A 23,148-nucleotide genomic window follows, 5' to 3' on the forward strand; every position below is an offset into this window, starting at 1 on the left:
ATGGCGAACCAGGGACGTGCCCTGTCCGGTCGTGCCCGGGAGATCCAGGTGCTGCAGGACTTGGTCGCCACCGTCCGATCCGGCGCGGGACAGGCGCTGGTGATCCGCGGGGAGGCCGGCGTCGGCAAGACCGCGCTGCTGGAGGTCGCCCAGGATCTTGCCGACGGCTTCGGGCACACCGCGGTGTCCGGCGTGGAGTCCGACATGGAACTCGCCTTCGCCGGCCTGCAGCACCTGTGCGCGCCGCTACTGCACCACCTCGACAGCCTGCCAACCCCCCAGCGCGACGCGGTGAACGTGGCCTTCGGCCGAGGCGCCGGACCCGCCCCCGACCGCTTCCTGGTCGGACTGGCGGTGCTGAGCCTGCTGGCCGCAGCCTCCGACGGCCAACCGCTACTGTGCATCGTCGACGACGCACAGTGGCTCGATGAGGTGACGGTGCAGACCCTGGGTTTTGTGGCCCGCCGGCTGATGGCCGAACCGGTGGCACTGCTGTTCGCGGTGCGCGACAGCGAACGCTTGAAAGGGCTGCCCGAACTGAACGTTCAAGGCTTGGATGACAGCGCTGCCCGCGCGCTGCTGGATACCGTGGTGGCGGGCCCCATCGATGCGCACGTTCGCGATCGCATCGTCGCCGAGACACGCGGAATTCCCTTGGCACTGTGGGAGATTCCGAACAACATTTCAGCGGCCGAACTCGGCGGCGGATTCGTCGACGCGGCCGAGCGTCCCGCCGCGGGCGAGATCGAGGACGGCTTTGTGCGCCGCATCGCCGCTCTACCCGATGCGGCCCGGCAGCTGCTCACGCTGGCCGCCGCCGAACCGGTGGGTGACCTCACACTGTTCCTGAGGGCAGCAACCCATCTCGGCGTGCCTGTCGAGGACCTGACCCCCGCTGCGGCGGCCGGGCTGATCGAGCTCGGGCCGCGGATCCGGTTCCGTCATCCGCTGGTGCGCTCGGCGTCCTACCGGGCGGCCAGCCTGGGCTCCCGCCGCGCCGTGCACCGGGCATTGGCCCAGGCCACCGACCCGCAGACCGATCCCGACCGCCGCGCCTGGCACGCCGCCAACGCCGCCGTCGGCCCCGACGACGCCATCGCCGAGCAGCTCGAGGGGTCCGCTGCCCGGGCGCAGGCCCGCGGTGGCGTCGCCGCCGCCGCCGCGTTCTGGGAACGGGCCACCGCACTCACGGCCACCCCGGCGCTGCGCGGCACCCGGGCCATCGCGGCCGCCACGGCCAAACGAGATGCCGCCGAACCCGCCGCCGCGCGGGAACTGTTGGCCATCGCCGAACTGAACCCACTGACCGACCTCCAGCAGGCCCAGATCGCTCGATTGCGGGCCCAGATCGAGTTCACCCGCAGCCGTAGCGGTGCACCCGCAGCCGCCCGCGTCGGGGATACCGCAGCACAGCTGCTGGACGCCGCCCGGCGGTTGCAACCGCTGGACGGGAACGCCGCCCGCGAAACCTATTTGGAAGCCCTGGCCGCTGCCATGTTCGCGTCGCGCTTCGGTGACGTCGCCGGGGTGGCCGACGCCGCCCGGTCTGCCCTGGACCCGCCGCCCGAGCCCCTCGAACCTCTCGACCATCTGGTGCGCGGAATGGCCGACCGGATCACTGACGGTGTTGCCGCGGCCGCACCGTCGCTGCGCACCGCCCTGGAACTGTGGTGCCGGCACGCCGAGGCCGGCGACATCGCCGACCTGCCGTGGATGTCGTTGGCATTTCCGATTGTTCAGGAATCAGCGGCCGGCGAACTCTGGGACGACGTGCTGTTGCGCCGGCTGGCGGCGGCCATGGTGCGCTGCGCCCGCGACGCCGGCGCGCTGGCCATCCTGCCGGCCGCCCTGGCGTTCCAATCCGGGACCCATCTGCTGGCCGGCGAACTATCCGCTGCAGCAGCGCTTCTCGATGAAGCCGACACCCTCTCGGCAGCCGCCCAATACCAGCCGGTGAGATACCACCGGCTGCATCTGCAGGCCCTGCAGGGACACCCGGAGGGTACCGAGACACTGATCGACGACGCTCGCCAGATGGCACAGCGCAACGGCGAAGGCCGGTTGTTCGGCCTGGGATGTCTGACGGCCGCGATCCTCAACAACGGGCTGTCCCGCTACCCGCAGGCCTATGACGCCGCCAGTCAGATCCTGGACCATGACGATCTCGGTTTCTACGGCTGGTGTCTGCTCGAGCTGGTGGAAGCCGCGGTGCGAACAGACCAGCTCGACAGCGCTCAGCATGCGGTGAACCAGCTCCACGACCGTGCCGGCGCCAGCGGATCGGAGTGGGGCCTGGGCGCCCTGGCCGGAGCCAAGGCGTTGCTGGCCGACGATCCGGATGCCGACGCCCTGTTCAACGAAGCCATCGAGCGGCTGCAACGCACCACCGTCACCACCCATCTGGCCCGCACCCACCTGCGCTACGGCGAATGGCTGCGCCGGATGAGGCGTCGCTCCGAGGCACGTCACCACCTCGGCCACGCCCATCAGATGTTCACCCGGATGGGAACCGACGCCTTCGCCGAACGGGCCCGACGCGAACTCGTCGCCGCCGGGGAGAAGGTGAGCTCCGCCGAGCCGTCGCACCCGGACCTGACCGCGCAGGAGCGTCAGATCGCGGCCCTGGCCGCCGGCGGGATGACCAACCAGGAGATCGGCGCGCACCTGTTCATCAGCGCGCACACCGTGGAATGGCACCTGCGCAAGGTCTTCGTCAAGCTCGGTGTCACCTCGCGTCGGCAGTTGCGTGGCATGCCGTGGCCCGACTGACCACGTAGCTGCCACGAACTCTCAAGGGTTACCGGGGCCGGTCGCCCCACCAGGCTGGTGGTGTGGACGAATTCATGAAGATGCGCCCCCAGCTGTTCGGCATCGCCTACCGGATGCTCGGGTGCCCCGGAGAAGCCGAGGATGCGCTGCAGGACGTGTGGATCCGTTGGCAGGGGTGTGATCGCCACGTCATCCGGGACCCGTCGGCGTTCCTGGTCACCACCACCACCCGGGTGTGCCTCAACGTCCTGCAATCGGCCCGGGTGCGCCGCGAAACCACGCTCGGCACCTCGTGGTTCCCCGAACCGGTGGACATCGACGCGGATCCGTCCGCGGGTGTGCAGCGTCGCGAGGCCGTCCAGCATGCAACGCAGGTGCTCCTGGAGACTCTGCCGCCCGCCGAACGCGCCGCGTTCATCCTGCGCGAGGCCTTCGACTACCCCTACGCAGCCATCGCCCGCATCCTCGGGGTCACCGACATCAACGCCCGCCAACTCGCGCATCGGGCGCGTAAGCATCTGGCTGCCCGCCGGCGTCGCGCCACCGCGGGAACCGCCGAGCATCAACAGCTGCTTGCGGCATTCGTAGCCGCGGCACACCACGGCCACACCAGCGGGCTGGAAGACCTGCTGGCGGCCAGCGCCTAGAGGAGAGGACCCCACCATGGATGTCTACGAGGCCGTCACCACACGACGGGCTGTCCGCGACTTCACCGACGAGCCGGTCCCACACGAGGTGCTCACCCGAGTTCTGACGGCGGCCACCTGGGCCCCGTCCAGTTCGAACATGCAGCCCTGGCGTTCCTACGTGGTCACCGGACCCGCATTGACCAGGCTCAAGAAGCTCGCCCGTGAACGGCTGGCCGCCGCGGATCCGTGGGACGCCCGTCAGTACGAGATGTATCCCCCCGACCTGAAGAGTCCCTATCGGGAACGGCGGTACGCCTTCGGGGAGCAGCGGTACGGAGCCCTGGGTATCCCAGCCGACGACATCGACGGACGGCGGCGGGCCGCATCGGGCAACTGGGAGTGTTTCGGCGCTCCCGCCGCGCTGTTCTGCTACATCGACCGGGACATGGGGCCGGCGCAGTGGGCCGACGTCGGCATGTATCTGCAGACCGTGATGCTCTTGTTGCGGGCCGAAGGACTGCACAGCTGCCCGCAGATGGCGTGGTCGATGTTTCGCACCTCGGTCGCCGAGATCGTCTCGCCGGCAGAGGATCTGATTCTCTTCTGCGGGATGTCCATCGGGCACGCGAGCACGGCGGCAGGCAGCGAGCGCACCGGGCGGGCACCCTTGGCGGAAACCACCGTCTTCGTCGACGGATGAGTCCGCGGTACCATCGGCGTCCCGGAGAGGCTGATGTGCATGACCGTAGAACGGACTGCCAGACCACTGATCGGACGCGCCGCCGAACGCGACACCCTGCGGCGCCTGGTGTCCGACCCTGCCTCGGGTGAGCAGCACGTGCTGGTGGTGCGGGGTGAGGCCGGTGTCGGCAAGACCGCCCTGCTCGACGACGTGGCGGCCCACGCCGAAGCCGGCTTCCAGATCACCCGGGTGGCCGGCATCGAATCGGACATCGGGCTCACGTTCGCCGGGCTGCAACACCTGTGCCTACCGCTACTCGGCTACCACGACACACTGCCTGAATTGCAGCGCAACGCTCTCGAGGTCGCTTTCGGCCGCGCGAGCGGGCCCACCCCCGACCGGTTTCTGATCGGGCTGGCAGTGCTCGGCCTGCTGGCGACTGCCGGCGAGCGACTCCCGGTGCTGTGCGTCATCGACGATGCGCAGTGGCTCGACCAGATGTCGCTGCAGACCCTGAGTTTCGTCGCCCGCCGACTGCTGGCCGAACGCGTGGTCCTGGTGTTCGCCGCCCGCACCGGCACCGCCGGGCTACTGGCCGGACTGCCCGAGCTCACCGTCACCGGCCTGTCAGACTCCGATGCACGCCAGCTGTTGGAATCGGTGGTGGTGGGCCGTCTCGACAATCGGGTGTTCGACCGCATCGTCGCCGAGACCCGAGGCAATCCCCTTGCTCTGGTGGAGGTTCCGCACAACGTCTCCCCCGCCGAGCTTCTTGGTGGGGTTCCGGTGACAGGTCACCGACCGTCGGCCGGGCACGTCACCGAGGGCTACGTCCGGCGCATCCAGGCGTTGCCGCGAGACACCCGCAAGCTGGTGCTGGCCGCCGCCGCCGAACCCGTCGGCGACACCACCCTGCTGATGCGAACCTTCAGCGAGCTCGGAATCCCGATCGAGGCGCTGGCCCCCGCCGAAGACAGCGGACTGCTCGAGTTCGGAACCCGGTTACGGTTCCGCCACCCACTGGTGCGTTCTGCGGTCTATCACGCGGCAGATCTCGAGGACCGCCGAGAAGTGCACCGCGCCCTGGCCGTTGCCATCGACGCAGATACCGACCCGGACCGCCGGGCCTGGCACGCCGCCCACGCGGCAGCCGGTCCCGACGACCGCGTCGCCGACGATTTGGAAGCCTCCGCCGCGCGGGCGCAGGAGCGCGGCGGGCTGGCCGCGGCGGCCACGTTCCTGGAACGGGCGGTTGCGCTTACCGCCGATCCGGCACTGCGCGCGTCACGCGCGTTGGTGGCCGCGCGCGCCAAACGGGAGGCGGCCGCGCCACACGAAGCCTACGAACTGTTGGCCATCGCTGAGTCGGGACCGCTGACCGAGCTGCAGCGGGCCGAGGCGATCCGCATGCGGGGCGCCATCCTGTTCACCCTGGGCCGGGTCGGCGACCCGGCCGCACCACCGCTGAGTACCTCTGCGGCACAACTGTTGCAGGCGGCCGGCCACTTCGAGCCGCTGCACCCGCAACTCGCCCGCGACACCTACTTCGAGGTGTTCGGCACTGCCATGTACACCGGCCGCAGCGACCCCGCCGCCCTCCCCCGCGCCGCCGGCGCCATCACCGCGGCGATGGCCGGCGCGGACCTCGACCGTCCCACCGATCGCCTGATCAGCGCGCTGTCGAGGCACGTGGCCGGCGGTGCAGCGAGCACCGAGATCCGTGCCGCTCTGCATGGTTGGCTGGCGCGCTACGCACCACAAGGCGGACAGACGGTGCAGTGGATGGCGCCGGCGACCCCGGTGCTGCAAGAGGCGGCAGCCAGTGAGATCTGGGACGACGATCTTTATCACCGATTGGCGGCTGACACCACCGAGCACGCGCGTCGGTCCGGATTCCTCTACGCCCTGCCGTTCGCGTTGGAGTTCCTGGCCGGATCCCAGCTTCTGGCGGGTGAATTCGACACCGCACAAGGTCTTCTCGACGAGGCGATGACCGTCTCGCAGGCAGTGGGTCATGTGCCGGCGAAGTACCACACACTGACGCTGCTGGGCTGGCGCGGCGACCCCGAGCAGGCGCTGCCCGCCCTGCACGCCGCCCGGGCAGCGGGCCTGGCGTGCGGAGAAGGGCGACTGGCCGGCGTGACGGCCTACGCCACCGCGGTGCTCTACAACGGCCTCGGCGAGTACGCACTGGCGCTCGAGGCTGCCCGGGAGGGCTGCGCGTACGACGACGTGGGCATCGTCGGGTGGAGCCTGGCCGAGCTGGTCGAAGCTGCCGTGCGGGTCGGTGACCGCCCGGCCGCCGAGTCCGCGATGTCGCGGCTGCGCGACCGCGCCGCGGCGGGCGGCACCGACTGGGGCCTGGCCACCGTCGCCGGCGCACAGGCGCTGCTGACCGAGGACGAGGACGCCTACCGCGAGGCGATCGAACGCTTCGAGCGGACCCGCCTGGCAGTACACACCGCACGCAGTCACCTGCGCTACGGCGAATGGCTACTGCGCACCGACCGAAAGACACCAGCGCGCAAGCATCTTCGAGCTGCCTTCGACGCATTCACCGGCATGGGTGCGGCCGCATTCGCCAACCGTGCGCGTCGACAACTGGCCACGGTGGGCGTCCGGGCCGGCAGCACCCGGGCCGGTGCCGGCGACTTGACCGCCCAGGAGGCCCAGATCGCCGACCTGGTGCGCAGCGGCCTGACGAACCAGGAAGTCGGCGCGCGGCTGTTCCTGAGCCCGCACACCGTGGACTGGCACCTGCGCAAGGTCTTCATCAAGCTCGGCATCACCTCGCGACGGCAATTGCGCACCAGGGGATGATTACCGGCGTGTGATCCCTTCTGGAGACCGACAGCGTCCGTCTCAAGACCAGAAGGCTTCATCATGAACATCGTCGTCATCGGAGGCACCGGACTGATCGGGTCCCGAGTGTTGCGCCACCTGACCGAGCTCGGCCACCAGGTGGTCGCAGCGTCGCCGTCCACGGGGGTCGACACGGTCACCGGTCTCGGTCTGGACCGCGCACTCGACGGCGCGCAGGTGGTGATCGATGTGAGTAACTCCCCGTCGCTCGACGGCAGCGCCGTCGAGTTCTTCGAGGCATCCACCCGCAATCTGCTGGCCGCCGAGAAGAAAGCCGGCGTGCAACACCATGTGGCGCTGTCGGTGGTCAACACCGATGCACTGGCACGCAAGATCGACTACTTCACGGCGAAAGTCCAGCAGGAGAACAGGATCGCCGCCGCTGACACGCCGTTCTCGATCGTGCGCGCCACGCAGTTCTTCGAGTTCATCCGGGCCCTCACCGACGCCTCGACCGACGGCGCAACAGTCCGGTTGCCGCACATCCTCATCCGGCCCATCGCCGCCGCGGACGTCGCCGAGGCGCTCGCCATCGCCGCGGTCAACGACCCGTTGAGCCGCACCATCGACATCGCCGGCCCGCGGGTCTACGGGCTGGACGACCTGGTACGCACCGCGTTGACCGCCCGCGGTGATCACCGCACCGTGATCACCGATCCGTCAGCCGGGTACTGGGGAGCACAGTTGGACGACGACGCGCTGGTACCGCAGGGGGAAGCCGTGCTGTTCGACACCCTGTTCGAGGAGTGGCTGCTGGAGACCGCTGCCACCGGCGACTGACCTGTCACAGAAACCCCCGCTGCGCTGTCTTCCTTGCTGAGGCCGGCAATGCGGAGGACGTGATGAGCTACCCCTGGGGAACCAAGCCACGGCTGTCACGCAAGCGGGGCCCCACCCCGCATGACTTGCGCGGGCGCGCCGCCGAGATGCGGGAGCTGGAGGAGGTGCTCGCCGGCGCCCGGTCGGGTTCGGCTCAGGCGCTGGTCCTGCGCGGCGAACCGGGCGTCGGTAAAACCGCGCTGCTGGCGCAGCTGATGTCCGAGGCGGACGACGTCACCATCACGCGGGTCGCGGGTGTCGAGTCCGACATGGAACTCGCCTACGCCGGGCTACACCAGCTGTGCATCCCACTGCTGGGTCATCTGCCCGACCTCCCCGAACCCCAACACACCGCGCTGACAGTGGCATTCGGCCGCGGCACCGGTGCGGCGCCGGATCGGTTCCTGGTGGGTTTGGCGCTGCTGACGCTGTTGGCCGTCGCGGCGGTCGACGCACCGGTGCTGTGTGTCATCGACGATGCCCAGTGGCTGGACCAGGTGACGGTCCAGACACTGGCTTTTGTGGCGCGCCGGTTGGCGGCCGAACCGGTGGCGCTGGTGTTCGCCGCCCGCGACGAGGGTGCCGAACCGCTGCGCGGGCTGGCCGAACTACACGTCGGCGGGCTCAGCGACGCCGAGGCCCGGCGCCTGCTCGACGACGTGATCGTCGGCCCCGTCGACGCTGCGGTACGCGACCGCCTGATCGCCGAGACGCGCGGCAATCCCCTGGCTCTGCTGGAACTCCCCCGCATCCTGACCGCGACCGAACTCGCGGCCGGATTTGGCCAGACCGGCACGCCGCAGCTGGCCGGACGCATCGAGCAGAGCTATCTGGCTCGAATCCGCAACCTGCCCAGCCAGACTCAGCGACTGCTGTTGGCCGCCGCAGCCGAACCCGTGGGTGATGCGGCGGTGCTGATCCGCGCCGCAGCGGGTCTCGGCATCCCGATCGACATGCTGGCTCCCGCCGAGTCGGCCGGTGTGATCGAGTTGGGTCCGCGGGTGAGGTTCCGGCATCCGCTGGTGCGGTCCGCGGCCTACCGGGGTGCCGATCTCAGCGCCCGCCGGACGGTGCACAGTGCGCTGGCCGACGCCACCGACCCGGAGACCGATCCCGACCGGCGGGCGTGGCATCTCGCCAGCGCCGCCGCCGGACCCGACGACGCGGTGGCCGCCCTGCTCGAGGAATCCGCGGGCCGGGCCCAGGCCCGCGGCGGGGTCGCGGCTGCCGCGGCATTCCTGGAACGCGCGGCCGCACTGACCGCTGATCCCAGCCGCCGCGCCGCCCGGGCGCTGGCGGCCGCCCGGGCCAAACGGGACGCCGCCGCCCCCACCGAGGCTCATGAGCTGCTGGCCGTCGCGGAACTGCACCGACTGCCGGCGCTGCACCAGGCGCAGGCCGCCCGGTTACACGGCCAGATGCAGTTCGTCCGGCGCCGCGGCGGCGACATATCCGCAACCCCACTGGCCGATACCGCTGCTCAACTACTGGATACTGCAGCACAATTCGAGGCTCTCGACGACTACACCGCGCGGGAGACCTATCTGGAGGCCTTGGCCGCCGCGATGTTCGCCGGTCGGCTGGGCAACCCCGGCTCGGTGGCCGAGATCGCGGCTGCCGCGCAGGATGCCCACCACAGGATGCCGGCGTCGTCGCTGTCGGTGGCCGCGCTGATGAACGTCATGACCCAACGCATCACCGAGGGCACGGCCCCGCTGGCGCAGGCGCTCGCATTGATGAGCACCCAGGCCGACGGCCGGGACCGGCAGCTGTCGCGGTGGATGGTGCCCGGATTCCCGGTGGTGCAGGAAACCGCGGCCTACAAGTTGTGGGACGAGGCGATCGTGGCGCGTCTCGCTGCGGCAGTGATGCGTCGGGCCCGCGACACCGGTGCGCTGGCCATGCTCCCCGAGACGCTGGCCTACCGGGCCGGACCACATCTGCTCGACGGTGAGTTCACCGAGGCCGCCATCCTGTTGGACGAGGCGCATGCCATCACTGAATCAACGAAATACCCGGCGCCGATCCGCTATCAGACCGTCCTGCTGGCCGCCTGGCGTGGGGACGACACCGCCTCCCGCGTGATCGACGCCGCGGCAGCCGACGGTACCGCCCGCGGCGAAGGCCGGTTGCTGGGCTTGACCTCCTATGCCACCGCGGTACTGCACAACGGTTGCGCACGGTACGAGGAGGCGCTGGCCGCGGCCGAGGTGGCATGTGAGTACGAGGACCTCGGCCTCTTCGGGTGGAGCCTCACCGAGCTGATCGAGGCGGCCGTCTACACCGGGGAGCTGGAGCGGGCCCAGTGGGCGCTGACGCAACTCGAGCAGCGCACCGTCAACACTGAAACCGGTTGGGCACGCGGCACGGTGGCCGGAGCGCGGGCATTGATCACCGGCGATGACGCGCTGTTCCGCGCCGGCATCAAACATCTCGGCCGCGCCCGGGTGGGCGTGCACCTGGCCCGCGCCCACCTGCGCTACGGCGAGTGGTTGCGCCGCGCGCACCGGCGCAACGACGCGCGCCACCACCTCACGCTCGCGCATGACATGTTCACCCGCTTCGGGGCCCAGGGTTTCCAGGACCGGGCCCGGCGCGAGCTCGTCCCCGCGGGGCAGAAGGTGCAGAAGCACCCGGTGGCGGCCGGGGAGCACCTGACGGCGCAGGAGACCCAGATCGCGCGGCTGGCCGGGACGGGCCTGACCAATCAGGAGATCGCCGCGCAGTTGTTCATCAGTGCGCACACCGTCGACTGGCACCTGCGCAAGGTGTTCGTCAAGCTCGGCATCACCTCACGCAGGCAGCTGCGCACCCTGTCGTGGGCCGGCTGAGTCACGCCGCAGCAGCGGCAGTGCCGCCGGTGCGTCCCGGTGCTCTGTCTGCCAGCGCCATCCGCAGTCTTTTGCGCGCGCGGAACATCCGTGACATCACGGTGCCGATCGGGATGTCGAGCATCTCGGCGATCTCGGCGTAGGCATATCCTTCGACGTGCGCGTAGTACATCACCAGGCGCTGCGGTTCCGGCAAGGCGAGCATGGCTGCTCGTATTCCGTTGTCCGGGAGCGTGTCCAACACATCCCGCTCCGGCGAAGCCGGGTTCGCGGTCCGGTCCGTGCCCGCGGCCAGCTCGGTGTCGGTCACCGAGTCCAGGGCCACCTCGGCGGGGCGGCACTGGGCGCGACGGTGATTGTTGATCCAGCGGTTCTGCATGATCCGGAACAGCCAGGCTTGGACATTGGTGCCCGGTGTGAAGGTGGCGAAGCCACGGTAGGCCGAGAGCAGCGTCTCCTGCAGGAGGTCCTCGGCGTCCGCGTCATTGAGGGTGAGCCGCTTCGCCCCGCGTAACAGGGTGCTGCGCAACGGAAGTACGTCCTGCTCGAACTGGGTGGTGAGAGTGGAAGTCATGTGATCAGAATCATCTTCCGCGAGCTCGGGCGAGCCCTCGTAACCACGTAGTCGTCCTCACGTGGTGCCGGCTACGTGGTGGTGTCACACCCGGGGCCGCTGTCCGGTCATAGCGGGTAGGGCGGCGCGGCCGTCTGGAAGCCCACTGAGGAGATGAACATGAGCGTGGTCAACCTGTCCCAACCCGGTGTCGTCGAGTCGACGCCGTCGCGCTACGCCTTGCAGGTCGGCGACATCGACGTGCTGGTGATCAGCGACGGCGTACTACCCATCACGGCGGTCACGATGGCCACCAACGCCCCACCGGCGGCCCTGTCGGCGTGGCTGCGGGACATGTACCTGCCGCCGGAGGTGCTGGATTGGCCGCTGAACGTCGCCGTGGTGCGCAGCGGTTCCCAGACCATCCTGATCGACTCCGGGCTGGGCACCGAGTTCCCGGACTTCCCGCGGGCCGGGCAGTTGGCGTTGCGGTTGGAGGGCGCCGGGATCGATCCCGCGTCGGTGACCGACGTGGTGCTGACCCACCTGCACATGGACCACATCGGCGGCCTGCTGGTCGACGGCCTGCGGGGCCGGCTGCGCCCGGACCTGCGGGTGCATCTGGCGGCCGCGGAGGCGGAGTTCTGGGAGGCGCCGGACTTCTCCAAGACCGTGATGCCGGCACCGATCCCCGAGGTGCTGCGCTCGACGGCCGCGCAGTTCCTCGACGTCTACCGCAACCAGCTGCGGCCGTTCGAGACCGAGTACGAGGTGGCCCCCGGTGTGCTGCTGCGCCGCACCGGCGGTCACACCCCCGGTCACAGCATCGTGCGGATCGAGTCCCGAGGCGAGGCCCTGACCTTCGCCGGTGATGCGGTGTTTCAGCCGGGCTTCGAGAACCCGGACTGGCAGAACGGCTTCGAGCACGATCCGGAGGAGTCCACACGGGTCCGGATCAAGCTGCTGCACGAACTGGCGGCCAGCGGCGAGCAGCTGGTGGCCACCCACCTGCCGTTCCCATCGGTGTGCCATGTCGCGTTGTCGGGCAACACGTTCCGGTTCGTGCCGACGGTCTGGGATCACTGACTAGGTGAGCTGCACGAAATTGCCTGCGTCGATCTGCGTTTCGCCCGACCAGCGGTAGGCGGTCAACGCGCCGCCCTTGGCAACGCTGAAGTCCAGACACGCGGCGTTGGCGCTCCAGTCGAGCCGTTCTTCGGGGGCGCCGCGGCGCCAGTAGTGACCGAAGAACACCGGCACGTGCCCGGTGTAGACGAAGTTGCGATCGGCGGCCGGCACCTCGACATCGGGCAGCTCCGGGTACGGGGAACCGTCTCGGGTGGTGAAGGTGGGCTCGATCATCGCCAGCTCCGCCACCGAGACGGCGTCCTCGACCCACCACCGCAACCGGGCCTGCTCGCGGCTGTGGTTGCCCTTGTCGAGGTACGGCGGCAGGCCGTAGGGCCGCAAATCCAGCTCGGGACCTTTGAGCAGCGTCTCGATCGCGGCGTACAGCGGGTGCGCCGGATCGCAGGCGTGCGCGATCTGCTCGGTGCTGGTGAACCGAGCACCGCCCACTTCGCGTTCGACCACCTGGATCGAGGCGGGATGCCAGCAGGCGTGCACCACCCGCAGATCGCCGAGGTCCAGCCACACCGGCAGCGTTCGGAACCAGCTGAGGTAATCGGCGCGCTGCGGCGGCGGCACCTGGTCCAGGAACGCGGCGTGCTGCTGGGTGTTCTTGGCCGAATGCGGACGCAGCGGACGGCCGCTGCCGGCCGGCCACTCCGCGTCGAACGCCATCGCGTTGAACTCGTGGTTACCGAGGGTCACCAGCGCGGCGCCGGCGTCGACGGTGGTCTTGACGATCTCCAGCACCCGCAGCTGACCCGGCCCACGGTCGATCAGATCGCCGACGAAGATCAGGCTGCGCCGGGGATGCCGGAACGCGCCACCCGCATCAGGCGCATACCCGAGCTGGTGGAGTAGTCGCTCGAGGTCGTCGGCGCAACCGTGGACGTCGCCGATGATGTCGTAACCGGTCACCGGCTAATTGTCTCAGGATCCAGAAGCTCAGCGGGAAGAGTCAGCCTCCTCGCCAGGTCCGGTCCACCCACCTCGCGGATGAACTCCGGGTCTCCGCACACCACCAGTTGGTCACGCGCCCGGGACAATCCGACGTAGAGCCGTTCCCGGGAGCGTTCGAACTTGCCGGTGTGTCCGCAAGCCCGAGCTCAGTCGCGTAGGACCTGGCACGGTTGAGAGCGTCGCGGACGGCGCTCGTTCGAACCCGCTCCATTTCCAGACCCTGTCGCTCTGCCGTCAAGGTCCACCGGACGTTCGTGGCGTGGAACCCCTCGGTACTGGCGACCTGCTCACTGACCCAGGCAGACAACGCCGCGAAGTCCCGGAATTCCACCTCGACGTCGACACTCGCGTGGTGCACCAGCGGGAGTTGCTCGCCGTCCTGATTCCAGGGCCGCGACCAGGTGCGAAGGTGACCCGCGGACCACCGGGTGACTGCTGGGTCACTTCAGGAAGAACTCCAGCAGCTCGCTCATCTGGCACTCCGTTCCGATCGTGACGCTTTCCGGAGGAGCCAGCTATAGGGGTTCGCCGATGTCAGGCAGAAGGGCAATACCTTCCGGCTGACCATTCCGGAACATCGCTGCTAACTCACGCACCTGACGTTTCGCCCACTCGGGACTGAATTTGCTCAGCACCTCGTACTGGTACAGGAAGCTCTGCTTTCGGTCTCCGATGTGCCTGGACGCCTGAGTGCTGACGATGCCCTCGCAGTACCAGTACAAGACATCATCGAGGTCTCCGACGCGGTCAAAACCAAGCTTTCCCCGTTCGAAGTAGGCAAAGTGATACAACCCGTCGTCATCGACGTAGATGTTGAGTCCGTCGTTGGTCCGCATACCGACGGGCATTGAGTGCAAGCCCAGTCGTTCCGAGATCCGGTCGAGACTTGCCTGAAGCTCCCCGGACTTATCGCCCGAGGGGTGGGCCGTCGTCACGGGGCAATTCTCTCTTGATGAGTTCGCTGACAGTAGGTTTGGCCCCGGGACCCTCAACGATCTGCCAACCCTCAAAACAGACACTCAGCGCCCTTGCTTCGCCGATGCGCGACCCGCGGCCAAGAACTCAACCGGCGGACGTCAAATGGGTTCGCCGATATCCGGCAAGAGAGCAAGATCCTGGGGCTGACCATCTCGAAAAGTCTGCGCCAACTCGCGGATTCGTCGCCTGGCCCACTCCGGGTCAAACTTACTGAGTACTTCGAACTCATACTTGAAGCGCTCCGCGCGGTCCCCGAACTGCCCCGCGGCCCGGTCTCTGACCACCCCTTTGCAGTACCAGTACAAGACGTCATCAAGATCGCCAACCAGGTCGAAGTTGATCTGGCCACGTTCGTAGAACGAGTAGTGATAGCTCCCATCTTCAGCGACGTAGATGTTGAGACCATCGTTCGTCCGTGAGCCAACTGGCACCGGTCGAGCACCGAGATCGTTAGCCAGGCGGTTGATTTCGCCTTGAAGTTCACTCAGTTCAGCGTCCAAGGGGTGGCCCATACCTGTCGAGAATACCCCTATCAACCAGCTCTGCGACGCTTACTCTCACACCGTCGGGGCCAACGATCATGTACTGCGTCGAATTCGGCGCCGGAGTTTGTCCGAACCACGGTTCGACAGGTCCTTGCAGGATCTGCCAGCCGGGCGGAAGTGGCTGCCCTGTCACCAGATAGCGGTTGTAATCCCCTCCGACCGATTCCGGCGTGAGGGCCCGGTCCGCGAAAGGAGTGCCGTCTGGTGCGAGGTATCGACCGTACTCGGAGCCAAACCGGTCGATGATGGTTCCCTCCGACAGCTGAGCAGGCTGCGGGACGTACTCGGAGGGGAACCCGTTGTTGTCTGGCCAGATGCGCGATGCTGGTGTGCCGAACAACGACTCGAAATCCGCCGCAGGCAGGCCACCCGTCGGATCCCAGCCTCGCAGAACAGCGGCGGGTGCGCCGCCGGGGGTAACGAGCTCCGCCGGCAGCCCAGCCCGCACCGCTGCGAACTCACCACCGAACGGCAGGGTGGCTGCGGACGCGCCGACGTCGAAGGTCTTCTCACCGAGGTAGTGCGCGGCGCTGGGCGAGTTCAATGCGTTCTGGACCTCTCCAACAGCGGTGCCGACAGGATCGGTGATCGTCTCATTGAGGCCATGGACGAGGCCCGACCATGACTCTTTGAGCGCGTCCACGCCCTCTTGCCCGGTCAGGTTCTTCAACAGTTGCTCGGTCGCAAACCAGCGGTCGCCGAAGCCCTCGGCGAAGCCAGGAGCGGGCATGCCGCCGGGTTCAGGCGGCTTCGCCTGAGGTAGTGGCTGTTGTGCGCGCATGACCATCTCGTTCAGCCGCCGCTCGATCTGGTCTGCAGGCACACCGTCGCGTTTCATGACTTCACGGGCCACTGACTTGAATTCGTCGACCGCTCGAGGGTTCAGCGGAACCGGCACAGCGGCCGATGGAGGCGCGCCTAACAGCTCCCCCAAGTTGGTCGGCTCAAGGGGGCCATCCGACGGAACATCGGAGCCCGCCGGCGTAGAGACTTCTGAAGGCTGACTGACTGCGGGGTCACGGCCGTCGATGGGATTGCCAGCAGCACTCTCGCCGGTCAGGGATCCAAGTAGGTCGTCCAGATTTGGTCCTTGCGCAGCGGACGGTGCGGCGATGGGAACAATGCCGCCCGCCATGTCAATGGCGTTGGCAAGCGCGGCATCAACCAAGTTGGCCTCACCGATCAGCTTGTCGACTCTCGACTGAAGCTGCTCCTGCTTGAGCAACAGCTCCATCGGGTTACCGCTGAAGCCGGGACCGGCCACCACTTGCCCTGATATCGGGTCGATCTCCATGCCCAGCGAGGCGGCGTCCGCCTTCAAGGTCGCCAAGTCTGACCTGATGCGTTCGATCTCATCGGCCGCGCTGCGGGCCGCGTTCGCAACTGCCAGGGCCTCTCTGCCGTGCGCATCCAGATCGTCACGGGTCTTCCCGATCGCTTCCTTCGCCGCTTCGGCTGCTTCACCGCCCCAGGTGGTAAAGGCGGGCAGTGTTGCCAAGCCGTTTGCAGCGTCCTGCACCGCTTGAGCACGGCTGGTGGCAGCGTGGAAAACCTCGCGGACGTCACCCGCATTCCAACGCTCGATATCGGCAAAAGTCAGGGTCATCGCACGCAGCCGCTATATCTCAGCGGATCCACTCTTCACAGCGATCACTCCCCCCGTTCTGCTCCTCCACCCACATACTTAGCAGCATCGGCAAGGTAGCGGTAGTCACCCGGCCGCGGCGCCGACCATGCCTACGTGATGCCCCCACCCTCAACCCGCACCACAGTGATCTCCGCCTTCTCGAACGGCAGCACATCGTCATCCGTCGCAGCACTGTCGGTCACCAGCGTCGCCCCGGGCGGGATCGGCGCCCACGCGTGGAAGGGGCGCCGGCCCAGCTTGTCGGCGTGCGCCAGCACGTATAGCTCCGAACTGCGTTGCATCATCAGCTCTTTGAGCCGGGTCTGCTCCAATTCTGCTTCGCAGATGCCGAACTCAGCGGTCACGGCGTCGGCACCCAGGAACGCGCGGTCGAAGGTCAGCCGCTCCAGGGTGGCCTCGGCAATGGGCCCAACGAAGCCCTGACTCAGATGCCGCAGGGTGCCGCCGATGCATTCCACCCGCACGTCGTTGGCGTCGGCCAGCGCCTCCAGTGTGGTCAGGCCCGAGGTGACGACAGTCAGTCCGGGCACCCGGCCCAGGTACTCCCCCATCGCCCCCACGGTGGTGCCGGCGTCCAGCAGGATGGTCTCACCCGGGCGCACCTGGCTGGCGGCCCACCGCGCGATCGCGTGCTTGGCGTCGAAGCCCTGCTGAGCGCGCTGGCGCAGCGACGATTCGGGGTGCCGCTCCAGCGCGATGGCACCGCCGTAGGTGCGGGCGATCAACCCCTGATCGGTCAGCATGCTCAGGTCCCGGCGGATGGTAGACGCCGTGACGCCGAACTGAACCGAGAGTTCCTCGACGTTGGTCAGCCCCGTGGAACGCGCCAGCCGGACGATCTCGGCGCGCCGCGCTGTGGAACCCCGTGGGGGCATCAACTTCTCCTAATTGAGAACAGTTGTGCTGGTGGCCAGTTCAGTGGCCTGCCGTAGAGCTTCGATCATGCTACCCGCTTCGGCAATGCCCTTACCGGCGATGTCGAAGGCGGTGCCGTGGTCCACCGAGGTCCGGATCACGGGCAGCCCCACCGTGATGTTCACCCCGGCCTCGATGCCCAGCACCTTCACCGGGCCGTGGCCCTGGTCGTGGTACATCGCGACGATCAGGTCGTAATCACCACGGCCGGCCAGGAAGAACGCGGTGTCGGCGGGCAGCGGGCCGTGCGCATCGATGCCGTCGGCCACCAGCGCGGCCACCGCGGGCACGATCTTCTGGTCCTCCTCGCCGTACCCGAACAGCCCGCCCTCGCCGGCGTGCGGGTTGATACCGCACAGCCCGATCTTCGGGTTCGGGATGCCCGAGCGCACCAGCGCCTCATGGCCGCGGCGCACCGTGCGCTCCACCAGCCCGGGCTCGATCTTGGCCACCGCATCGATCAGGCCGATGTGGGTGGTGACGTGAATGACCTTGAGCTTGGGCGTCGAGAGCATCATCGACACCTCCTCGGTGCCGGTCAGATGCGCCAGCAGCTCGGTGTGCCCGGGGAAGATGTGCCCGGCGGCGTGCAGCGCCTCCTTGTTCAGCGGCGCGGTGCAGATGGCCTGCACCTCACCGCGGGTGGCGAGTTCGGCGGCCACGCGGATGTATTCGTAGGCGGCGTTCCCTGCGACGGCGGACAGCTCTCCCCACGGCAGGTCGGCGGGCAGCAGATCCAGATCGATCACATTGATCCGGCCGAGCACCGTGTCGGCGTCGGCCACGGACTCGACGGTCACGATGTCGCAGGAGATGCCGAGCAGTTCGGCGGCCTGGGCCAGCCGCTTGGCGTCACCGATGACAACGGGCACACACCGGCTCAGCGTGGCCTGGTCCAGCACGGCGGGCACGATCACCTCGGGGCCGATGCCGGCGCCGTCGCCCATGGTGATGGCAACAATGGGACGAGTGGTCATGGTGGGTGTCTCCTGACTGGTGATAGCGGTGTCACGCTCCGGCGGCGATGCCAGATACGCGGCGATGTCGGCGAGGCTGGTGCGTTCACCGAAACTGCCGGGGCGGGTGACGATTCGGCGGCCGTCAGACGCGGTGCTGACGACGGCGCCGTGATGCACGGTGTCCACGGGGCACAAGGTGTGAACCCCGAGGGCATCGACAACCGCTCGCGCGGTCTCTCCCCCGGTGAGAACCAGATCGGGGTTGTGTGACACGGAGCGGTCCACCTGGGCGATGAAACGGCCGAGCGCGGTGGACAGGGCCCGCTGGTGTGCGACGGGGACGGATCCGACGATGGCGACGACGACGTGCTCGTCACCGCCGAGAAGCGTGGCGACACACTCACTGTCGATGCTCCCGGCCAGCAGGCGATCAGCGTCGAGGGCGACCTGCACGGCCCCACGATCGAGGAGCGCGGCCACCTGGGCGGGCGCGTTCGGGGCGGCCGAGCCCACCACCGTCAGCACGGGGCCGACGCCGACGGTCGGTGACGCCGGTTGCGGAACCATCGGAAAGGTGCGCGCCAGCGCGGCGCCCAGGGCAGCGGTGCCGACCAACTGGGCGCCTGCGACTGTGGCAGCCACGGCCACCGCGGCATCGAGGTCGGCATCGTCAGCGACATTGCACACGGCCACCAGCCCGGCCTCGAGCGCGTCGAGCACTTCCAGCGGTGAGGAGCACAGTGCGCTGGGGCGGTGGATCAGGTCGGTGACGCTGTGCGGCGCGGGCCGGTCTTCCAGGTGCCACAACGTGGTGTCCGGTAACGGGATCCCGTTGACGTAGAGCACCCCATCGCGCATGGTCCGGCTCAGCGCGGGCAGTCCGGCGGCGACAATCACCGGACCGCGGGCGGCCAGGGTGTCGACGATGACGCCGACGTGGCCGCGCAGCAGCGAGTCGATCTTGTGCATCACCGGCCGACCAGATGGCACCGCCTCGAGCGCCGTGCGCAGCACACATTCGGCGGCGTGCGCGTCCATGCCGCGGGAGTCCAGGTCCACCACGGCCACCGGGTGTGAGACGCCCTGGTGGGCGCGGAGTTCCAGCACGGCACCACCTCGGCCGAGGAACGCCGAGGCGGTCTCGGCGGCCCCGGAGAGGTCGTCGGCGAAGATGGTGATCCCGGCGTTCACAGTGACATCCCCGCACACTGCGTGAGCACTTGGCCGGTGATGCTGCGGGCGTCGGGACCGAGCAGGAATGCGACCAGCCCGGCCACCTCGTCGGCGTCGATGAGGCGGCCCATCGGCGGCATCTTCGGCGGGGTGTGGGTGCGGTTGGGGTCGGCCAGCATCGGGGTGTCGGTCGGGCCGGGGGCCACCACGTTGACCGTCACCCCACGGGTCACCAGTTCGGCGGCCCAGGAACGGGCCAGCCCCGCCAGTGCCGCCTTGGTGGCGGCGTACTGGCTCTTGCCGGCACTGCCGGTCATGGTGCGGCTGCCGAGCAGGACGATGCGTCCGCCGTCGGTGATCCGGGGTGCCAGGGCGTTGGCCAGCACCTCGGCGGCGCCGACGTGCACGCGCCACATCTGGGCGCTGTGCTCGGGGTCGAGGTGGCCCAGGGGTGCGCTGAACTGCAGACCGGCGGCATGCACCAGGGCGTCCACCGACTCGACTGTGCTGAGTTCTGCCGCGAGCGAATCGAACTCGGTCATGTCGGCTGCCACCCACCGGAAGCCGTCGGCGGCGATGCCGGGGTCGCGGCGGCTCAGCCCGAGGACGTCCCACCCGTCTGCCAGCAGCCGGGTGGTGATGGCGGCGCCGATGCCGGAGCTGGCGCCGGTGACGACCGCTTTCATGGTGTGGCCCCGCGCAGCCAGTCGGGCTCCAGGGCAACGTATTCGATGGCCTGGCGGAAGCGGGTAAAGGCGACATGGAGCCGGTCGCCATCACAGCAGATCGACGGGTAGGACAGTTCGCGGTTCAGCGCGTCGCGGGAGTTGTTGGACAGGCAGTACCCGTCGCCGTCTTCGATGGTGCGTCGCCACGGCCAGGTGAGGCCGCCGTCGTCGGAGAACGCCAGCGTCATCGGCGCGCGGGGCGCGCCCCAGAAGGCGGTGCGCTCGCCGGTGTCCACCACCACCGGCGCTGCACCGTCGGGTGCGGGGCCGTCGGCGATGCCGTCGTCGTCGATCTCGTCGTACAGCGAGAGCCGGCGCGCGGTGGCGTCGGCGGCACTGGAATGGTTGAACACCAGGGCCAGCCGGTCCTCGGGCAGCACCACGAACTGGATGGAGGAGTTGTTGTTGGGCAGTTCGGTGGGCTGGGGCGCCGACCAGCTCTGCCCGTCGTCGGTGGACACGCTGCGGTAGATCGCATCGGCCCAGCGGCTGCGGAACAGCGCCACCAGGGTGCCGTCGGAGAGCCGACCGATGTTCATGTGCACACAGCCGGTGCTCTCGGGCACCGCAACCTCGGACCAGGTGGCGCCGCCGTCGTCGGAGAGCAGCACGGCGCTGTAATCGCGGTTGCCCACCCACTTTTCGCCGGGCACCCGCACGCAGTAGAAGATCGGCAGCAGCAGGCGTCCGCTGCGCAGCTTTACCGGGGGTTGCCGAATGAACACCCCGGCCTCGTCGGTGGCCGGGATCAGGGTGTGGGTGGGGCCGAAGCTGCGGCCGCCGTCGAGGGAGATCCGGCGCTGCACCCGGGCGGTGTCCTGGTTGCCGGCGTGCTGGGAGGTCCACATCAGCCACACCTCGTCGCCGCCGTGGACGTAGAGCACGGGGTTCTGCTCGGAGCGGGTGTTGTCATCGGAGAGCTGCTGCGGGGTGGTCCAGGTGTCGGCGCCCGGGTCCAGGCGGGAGAACCACACGCTGATGTCGGCGACACCCTCCTGGGTGCCGGAGAACCACACGCACGCCAGCGCGCCGTCGGGCAGCACGGTGAGGTTGGCGGCGTGGTTCTGGATGTGCGGGGGCGGCAACAGGGTTTCGCGACGGCCGGGCTCGTCGTGCGGGCGCAGCACACCGTCGGTGTGCAGGGTGGAGGTGTCCGCGGTGGTGGTCATGAGTTTCCGTTCAGGGTCACAGCAGCCAGGTCGTAGGAGTTGGTGGGGCGCAGGTCGATTCCGTCGATGCGGGTGCGCCGGCCGAGCACGGCCTTGGGGACGAAGGACCACAGCATGGGGCAGGTGTCCCAGATGCGGCGCTGCGCATCAGCCAAGAGCGCATCGCGGCGGGCGGGTTCCACCTCCTCGGAGGCCTGGGTGATGATCGCGGTGATCTCCGGGAACAGGTAGCCGTGGTAGGTGTCGCGGGTCTCTTCCTTCTCCGGGGTGCCGGCGTACATGCCCTGCAGGATGGTCAGCGCCAGGCCGGTGGGGCTGGGGTAGCCGTTGCCCAGGATGTCCCAGTCGCCGGCCTTGCCCTGGCGCCACTGCGCGATGTCGCCGCCGGGTTCGAACTGCTGCAGGGTGGCGCCCACGCCGGCCGCCGAGAGCATCTGCAGCACCGATTCCATGATGTCGGTGTCGGCGGCGAATTCCCCGCTCTCCCAGATGATCTTGACACGCAGATCCTCCAGGCCCAGGGAACGCAACTCCGACTTGGTGCGATCAGGGTCGAAGGTGTAGCTCCCGGTTTCGATGGCACCGGCCAGGCTCAACGGGATGACGCCGCGCGAGGCGGTGGCCGAACCCTGCATCACATTGTCGATCAGCGACTGCCCGTCGATGGCATAGGTCAGGGCTCGGCGGACGCGGGCGTCGGCCAACGGGTGCCCGGCCGGCTTGCGGAAGTTGTAGAACAGCTGGTTCAGCCGCACCCCGTCGGTGTGCTGGACGGCGACGCCGTTGAGTCCCTCGATCTGGTCGGTGGAGTCGGGGGTGATGGAGTCGATGACGTCGAGCTCGCCGCTCCGCAGGGCGACCACGCGGCTGGACTCGTCGGGCATGAAGCGCACCTGCACCTGCTCCACGTGGGGTGCTGTGCCCCAGTAGTTCTCGTTGCGCGCCAGCGAGTAAGTGCCCGAGCCGCGGTCGGAGGCGGTGACGATGTAGGGCCCGGTGCCGACACCGCCGGAGAGGTCTTCGGGCTTGTTGGCCGCCGCCGGGGTGATGAGGATGTTCGACATCAGGTAGTCGAGCACCGGCACCGGGCGGGTGGTGTTGAGGAAGAAGCTGTTGGCGTCGAGGGGCTCCACCGTCGGCCACTCGGGGAAGAAGCCGGCCACGAACGATCCGTCGACCTGTTGGTACATCGACAGGGCGGTGGCCACGTCCTGCACCTGCACCGCGCTGCCGTCGGAGTAGCGGATGCCGGGGCGCAGGTGGACGAACCAGCGGGTGGGCTCGACGAGGCGGAACTCGTCGGCCAGCACCAGCCGCGGGGTGAGGTCGGTGGTGATCTCGGTGAGGGCCTGGCGCACGGCGCGCTGCACAGTGAGCGCGGCGTCGTACTGAAGAAGCTTGTTGTCCAACGTGTTCAGTGCGCGGTTGAGGCCCAGGCTGATCGCGTTGGGCCCGGGGCGGCCGGTGGGCGTGGCGCAGGACGCCACGACGGGCGCCAGGGCCATGCCGGCGCCGAGCAGCAGGCTGGAGCGCAGCATCGACCTGCGGGTAAAGCGTCGATCGAGTGGCGACTCGGTCATCGTCGACCTCCGAGTAGTGGCGGGTGGCGCGGTCACCAGAAACCAGTGAGCCTGTGACTGCTGCCACACAGACCATAACCGTTCTGCGCACAACACGCAATATTGGATTTGCATCTTGCGCATTACGCGCATCAATGTCATTGTGATCTGGACGACAAACCTTTCGTCAGTCGGCGTCCACCACGCGTGGAGTGCCGCTGCAGATCAGAAGGGTCGATGA

17 protein-coding genes and 1 pseudogene are annotated in these 23,148 nt (G+C 68.6%); 7 read left to right on the forward strand and 11 right to left on the reverse strand.

Features of this window, described 5'->3' with window-relative positions; all coding sequences use genetic code 11:
* The 6 genes from G6N58_RS28775 to G6N58_RS28800 all read left to right on the forward strand — a co-directional run bounded on the left by G6N58_RS28775 (position 1) and on the right by G6N58_RS28800 (position 10,592).
* Entirely contained in the window at positions 1–2,769 is a 2,769-nt protein-coding gene (locus G6N58_RS28775; protein ID WP_115280505.1) for a helix-turn-helix transcriptional regulator, read from the forward strand.
* 62 nt (positions 2,770–2,831) lie between these two features.
* The gene (locus G6N58_RS28780; RefSeq protein ID WP_232068047.1) at positions 2,832–3,416 is read left to right on the forward strand and encodes a sigma-70 family RNA polymerase sigma factor; all 585 of its coding nucleotides are present in this window, start codon (positions 2,832–2,834) and stop codon (positions 3,414–3,416) included.
* 16 nt (positions 3,417–3,432) lie between these two features.
* A complete protein-coding gene (locus G6N58_RS28785) occupies positions 3,433–4,098 on the forward strand; it encodes a nitroreductase (RefSeq protein WP_115280504.1) in 666 nt (221 codons plus the stop codon).
* Positions 4,099–4,137: 39 nt separating this feature from the next.
* Positions 4,138–6,900: an ATP-binding protein gene (locus tag G6N58_RS28790; RefSeq protein ID WP_115280503.1), complete on the forward strand. Its 2,763-nt coding sequence runs from the start codon at positions 4,138–4,140 to the stop codon at positions 6,898–6,900.
* Between the two features lie 63 nt (positions 6,901–6,963).
* Positions 6,964–7,722 (forward strand): SDR family oxidoreductase, encoded by a 759-nt coding sequence (locus G6N58_RS28795; RefSeq protein ID WP_115280502.1) that lies wholly within the window; start codon positions 6,964–6,966, stop codon positions 7,720–7,722.
* Between the two features lie 62 nt (positions 7,723–7,784).
* The gene (locus G6N58_RS28800; protein ID WP_115280501.1) at positions 7,785–10,592 is read left to right on the forward strand and encodes a helix-turn-helix transcriptional regulator; all 2,808 of its coding nucleotides are present in this window, start codon (positions 7,785–7,787) and stop codon (positions 10,590–10,592) included.
* A gap of 1 nt (position 10,593) precedes the next feature.
* On the opposite strand, the gene G6N58_RS28805 is transcribed toward G6N58_RS28800, so the two are convergent.
* Entirely contained in the window at positions 10,594–11,166 is a 573-nt protein-coding gene (locus G6N58_RS28805) for a sigma-70 family RNA polymerase sigma factor (RefSeq protein WP_115280500.1), read from the reverse strand.
* A 159-nt stretch (positions 11,167–11,325) separates the two neighbouring features.
* Here G6N58_RS28805 and G6N58_RS28810 point away from each other — a divergent pair, with 159 nt between their 5' ends.
* Positions 11,326–12,231: an MBL fold metallo-hydrolase gene (locus G6N58_RS28810; RefSeq protein WP_115281974.1), complete on the forward strand. Its 906-nt coding sequence runs from the start codon at positions 11,326–11,328 to the stop codon at positions 12,229–12,231.
* On the opposite strand, the gene G6N58_RS28815 is transcribed toward G6N58_RS28810, so the two are convergent.
* From G6N58_RS28815 to G6N58_RS28860, 10 genes and pseudogenes are all read right to left on the reverse strand, one after another.
* Complete coding sequence (locus tag G6N58_RS28815) at positions 12,232–13,191, reverse strand: metallophosphoesterase (RefSeq protein ID WP_115280499.1); 960 nt, start codon at positions 13,189–13,191, stop codon at positions 12,232–12,234.
* A 190-nt stretch (positions 13,192–13,381) separates the two neighbouring features.
* Positions 13,382–13,630: pseudogene (locus G6N58_RS31270) on the reverse strand (SIMPL domain-containing protein); the annotation flags it as partial.
* Positions 13,631–13,748: 118 nt separating this feature from the next.
* Positions 13,749–14,168, reverse strand: coding sequence for an Imm63 family immunity protein (locus tag G6N58_RS28825; protein ID WP_115280497.1), 420 nt, complete (start codon positions 14,166–14,168; stop codon positions 13,749–13,751).
* Between the two features lie 141 nt (positions 14,169–14,309).
* Positions 14,310–14,642, reverse strand: coding sequence for an Imm63 family immunity protein (locus G6N58_RS28830; RefSeq protein ID WP_115281973.1), 333 nt, complete (start codon positions 14,640–14,642; stop codon positions 14,310–14,312).
* 58 nt (positions 14,643–14,700) lie between these two features.
* Entirely contained in the window at positions 14,701–16,362 is a 1,662-nt protein-coding gene (locus G6N58_RS28835) for a TNT domain-containing protein (RefSeq protein WP_115280496.1), read from the reverse strand.
* 131 nt (positions 16,363–16,493) lie between these two features.
* Positions 16,494–17,279, reverse strand: a complete 786-nt coding sequence (locus tag G6N58_RS28840; RefSeq protein ID WP_115280495.1) for a DeoR/GlpR family DNA-binding transcription regulator — start codon at positions 17,277–17,279, stop codon at positions 16,494–16,496.
* A gap of 9 nt (positions 17,280–17,288) precedes the next feature.
* Positions 17,289–19,469 carry a 4-hydroxythreonine-4-phosphate dehydrogenase PdxA gene (gene pdxA / locus G6N58_RS28845; RefSeq protein ID WP_115280494.1) on the reverse strand — a complete coding sequence of 727 codons (2,181 nt, stop codon included), beginning with the start codon at positions 19,467–19,469 and terminating at the stop codon, positions 17,289–17,291.
* The gene (locus G6N58_RS28850) at positions 19,466–20,137 is read right to left on the reverse strand and encodes an SDR family NAD(P)-dependent oxidoreductase (protein ID WP_115280493.1); all 672 of its coding nucleotides are present in this window, start codon (positions 20,135–20,137) and stop codon (positions 19,466–19,468) included. Before G6N58_RS28850 ends, pdxA begins: the two co-directional genes overlap by 4 nt.
* Complete coding sequence (locus G6N58_RS28855; protein ID WP_115280492.1) at positions 20,134–21,348, reverse strand: sialidase family protein; 1,215 nt, start codon at positions 21,346–21,348, stop codon at positions 20,134–20,136. The genes G6N58_RS28850 and G6N58_RS28855 overlap by 4 nt, the downstream gene beginning before the upstream one ends.
* Entirely contained in the window at positions 21,345–22,886 is a 1,542-nt protein-coding gene (locus G6N58_RS28860; RefSeq protein ID WP_435406178.1) for an ABC transporter substrate-binding protein, read from the reverse strand. The genes G6N58_RS28855 and G6N58_RS28860 overlap by 4 nt, the downstream gene beginning before the upstream one ends.
* Positions 22,887–23,148 lie beyond the last annotated feature (262 nt).

The organism is Mycolicibacterium tokaiense, assembly GCF_010725885.1.
In the GTDB taxonomy this organism is placed as follows: domain Bacteria; phylum Actinomycetota; class Actinomycetes; order Mycobacteriales; family Mycobacteriaceae; genus Mycobacterium; species Mycobacterium tokaiense.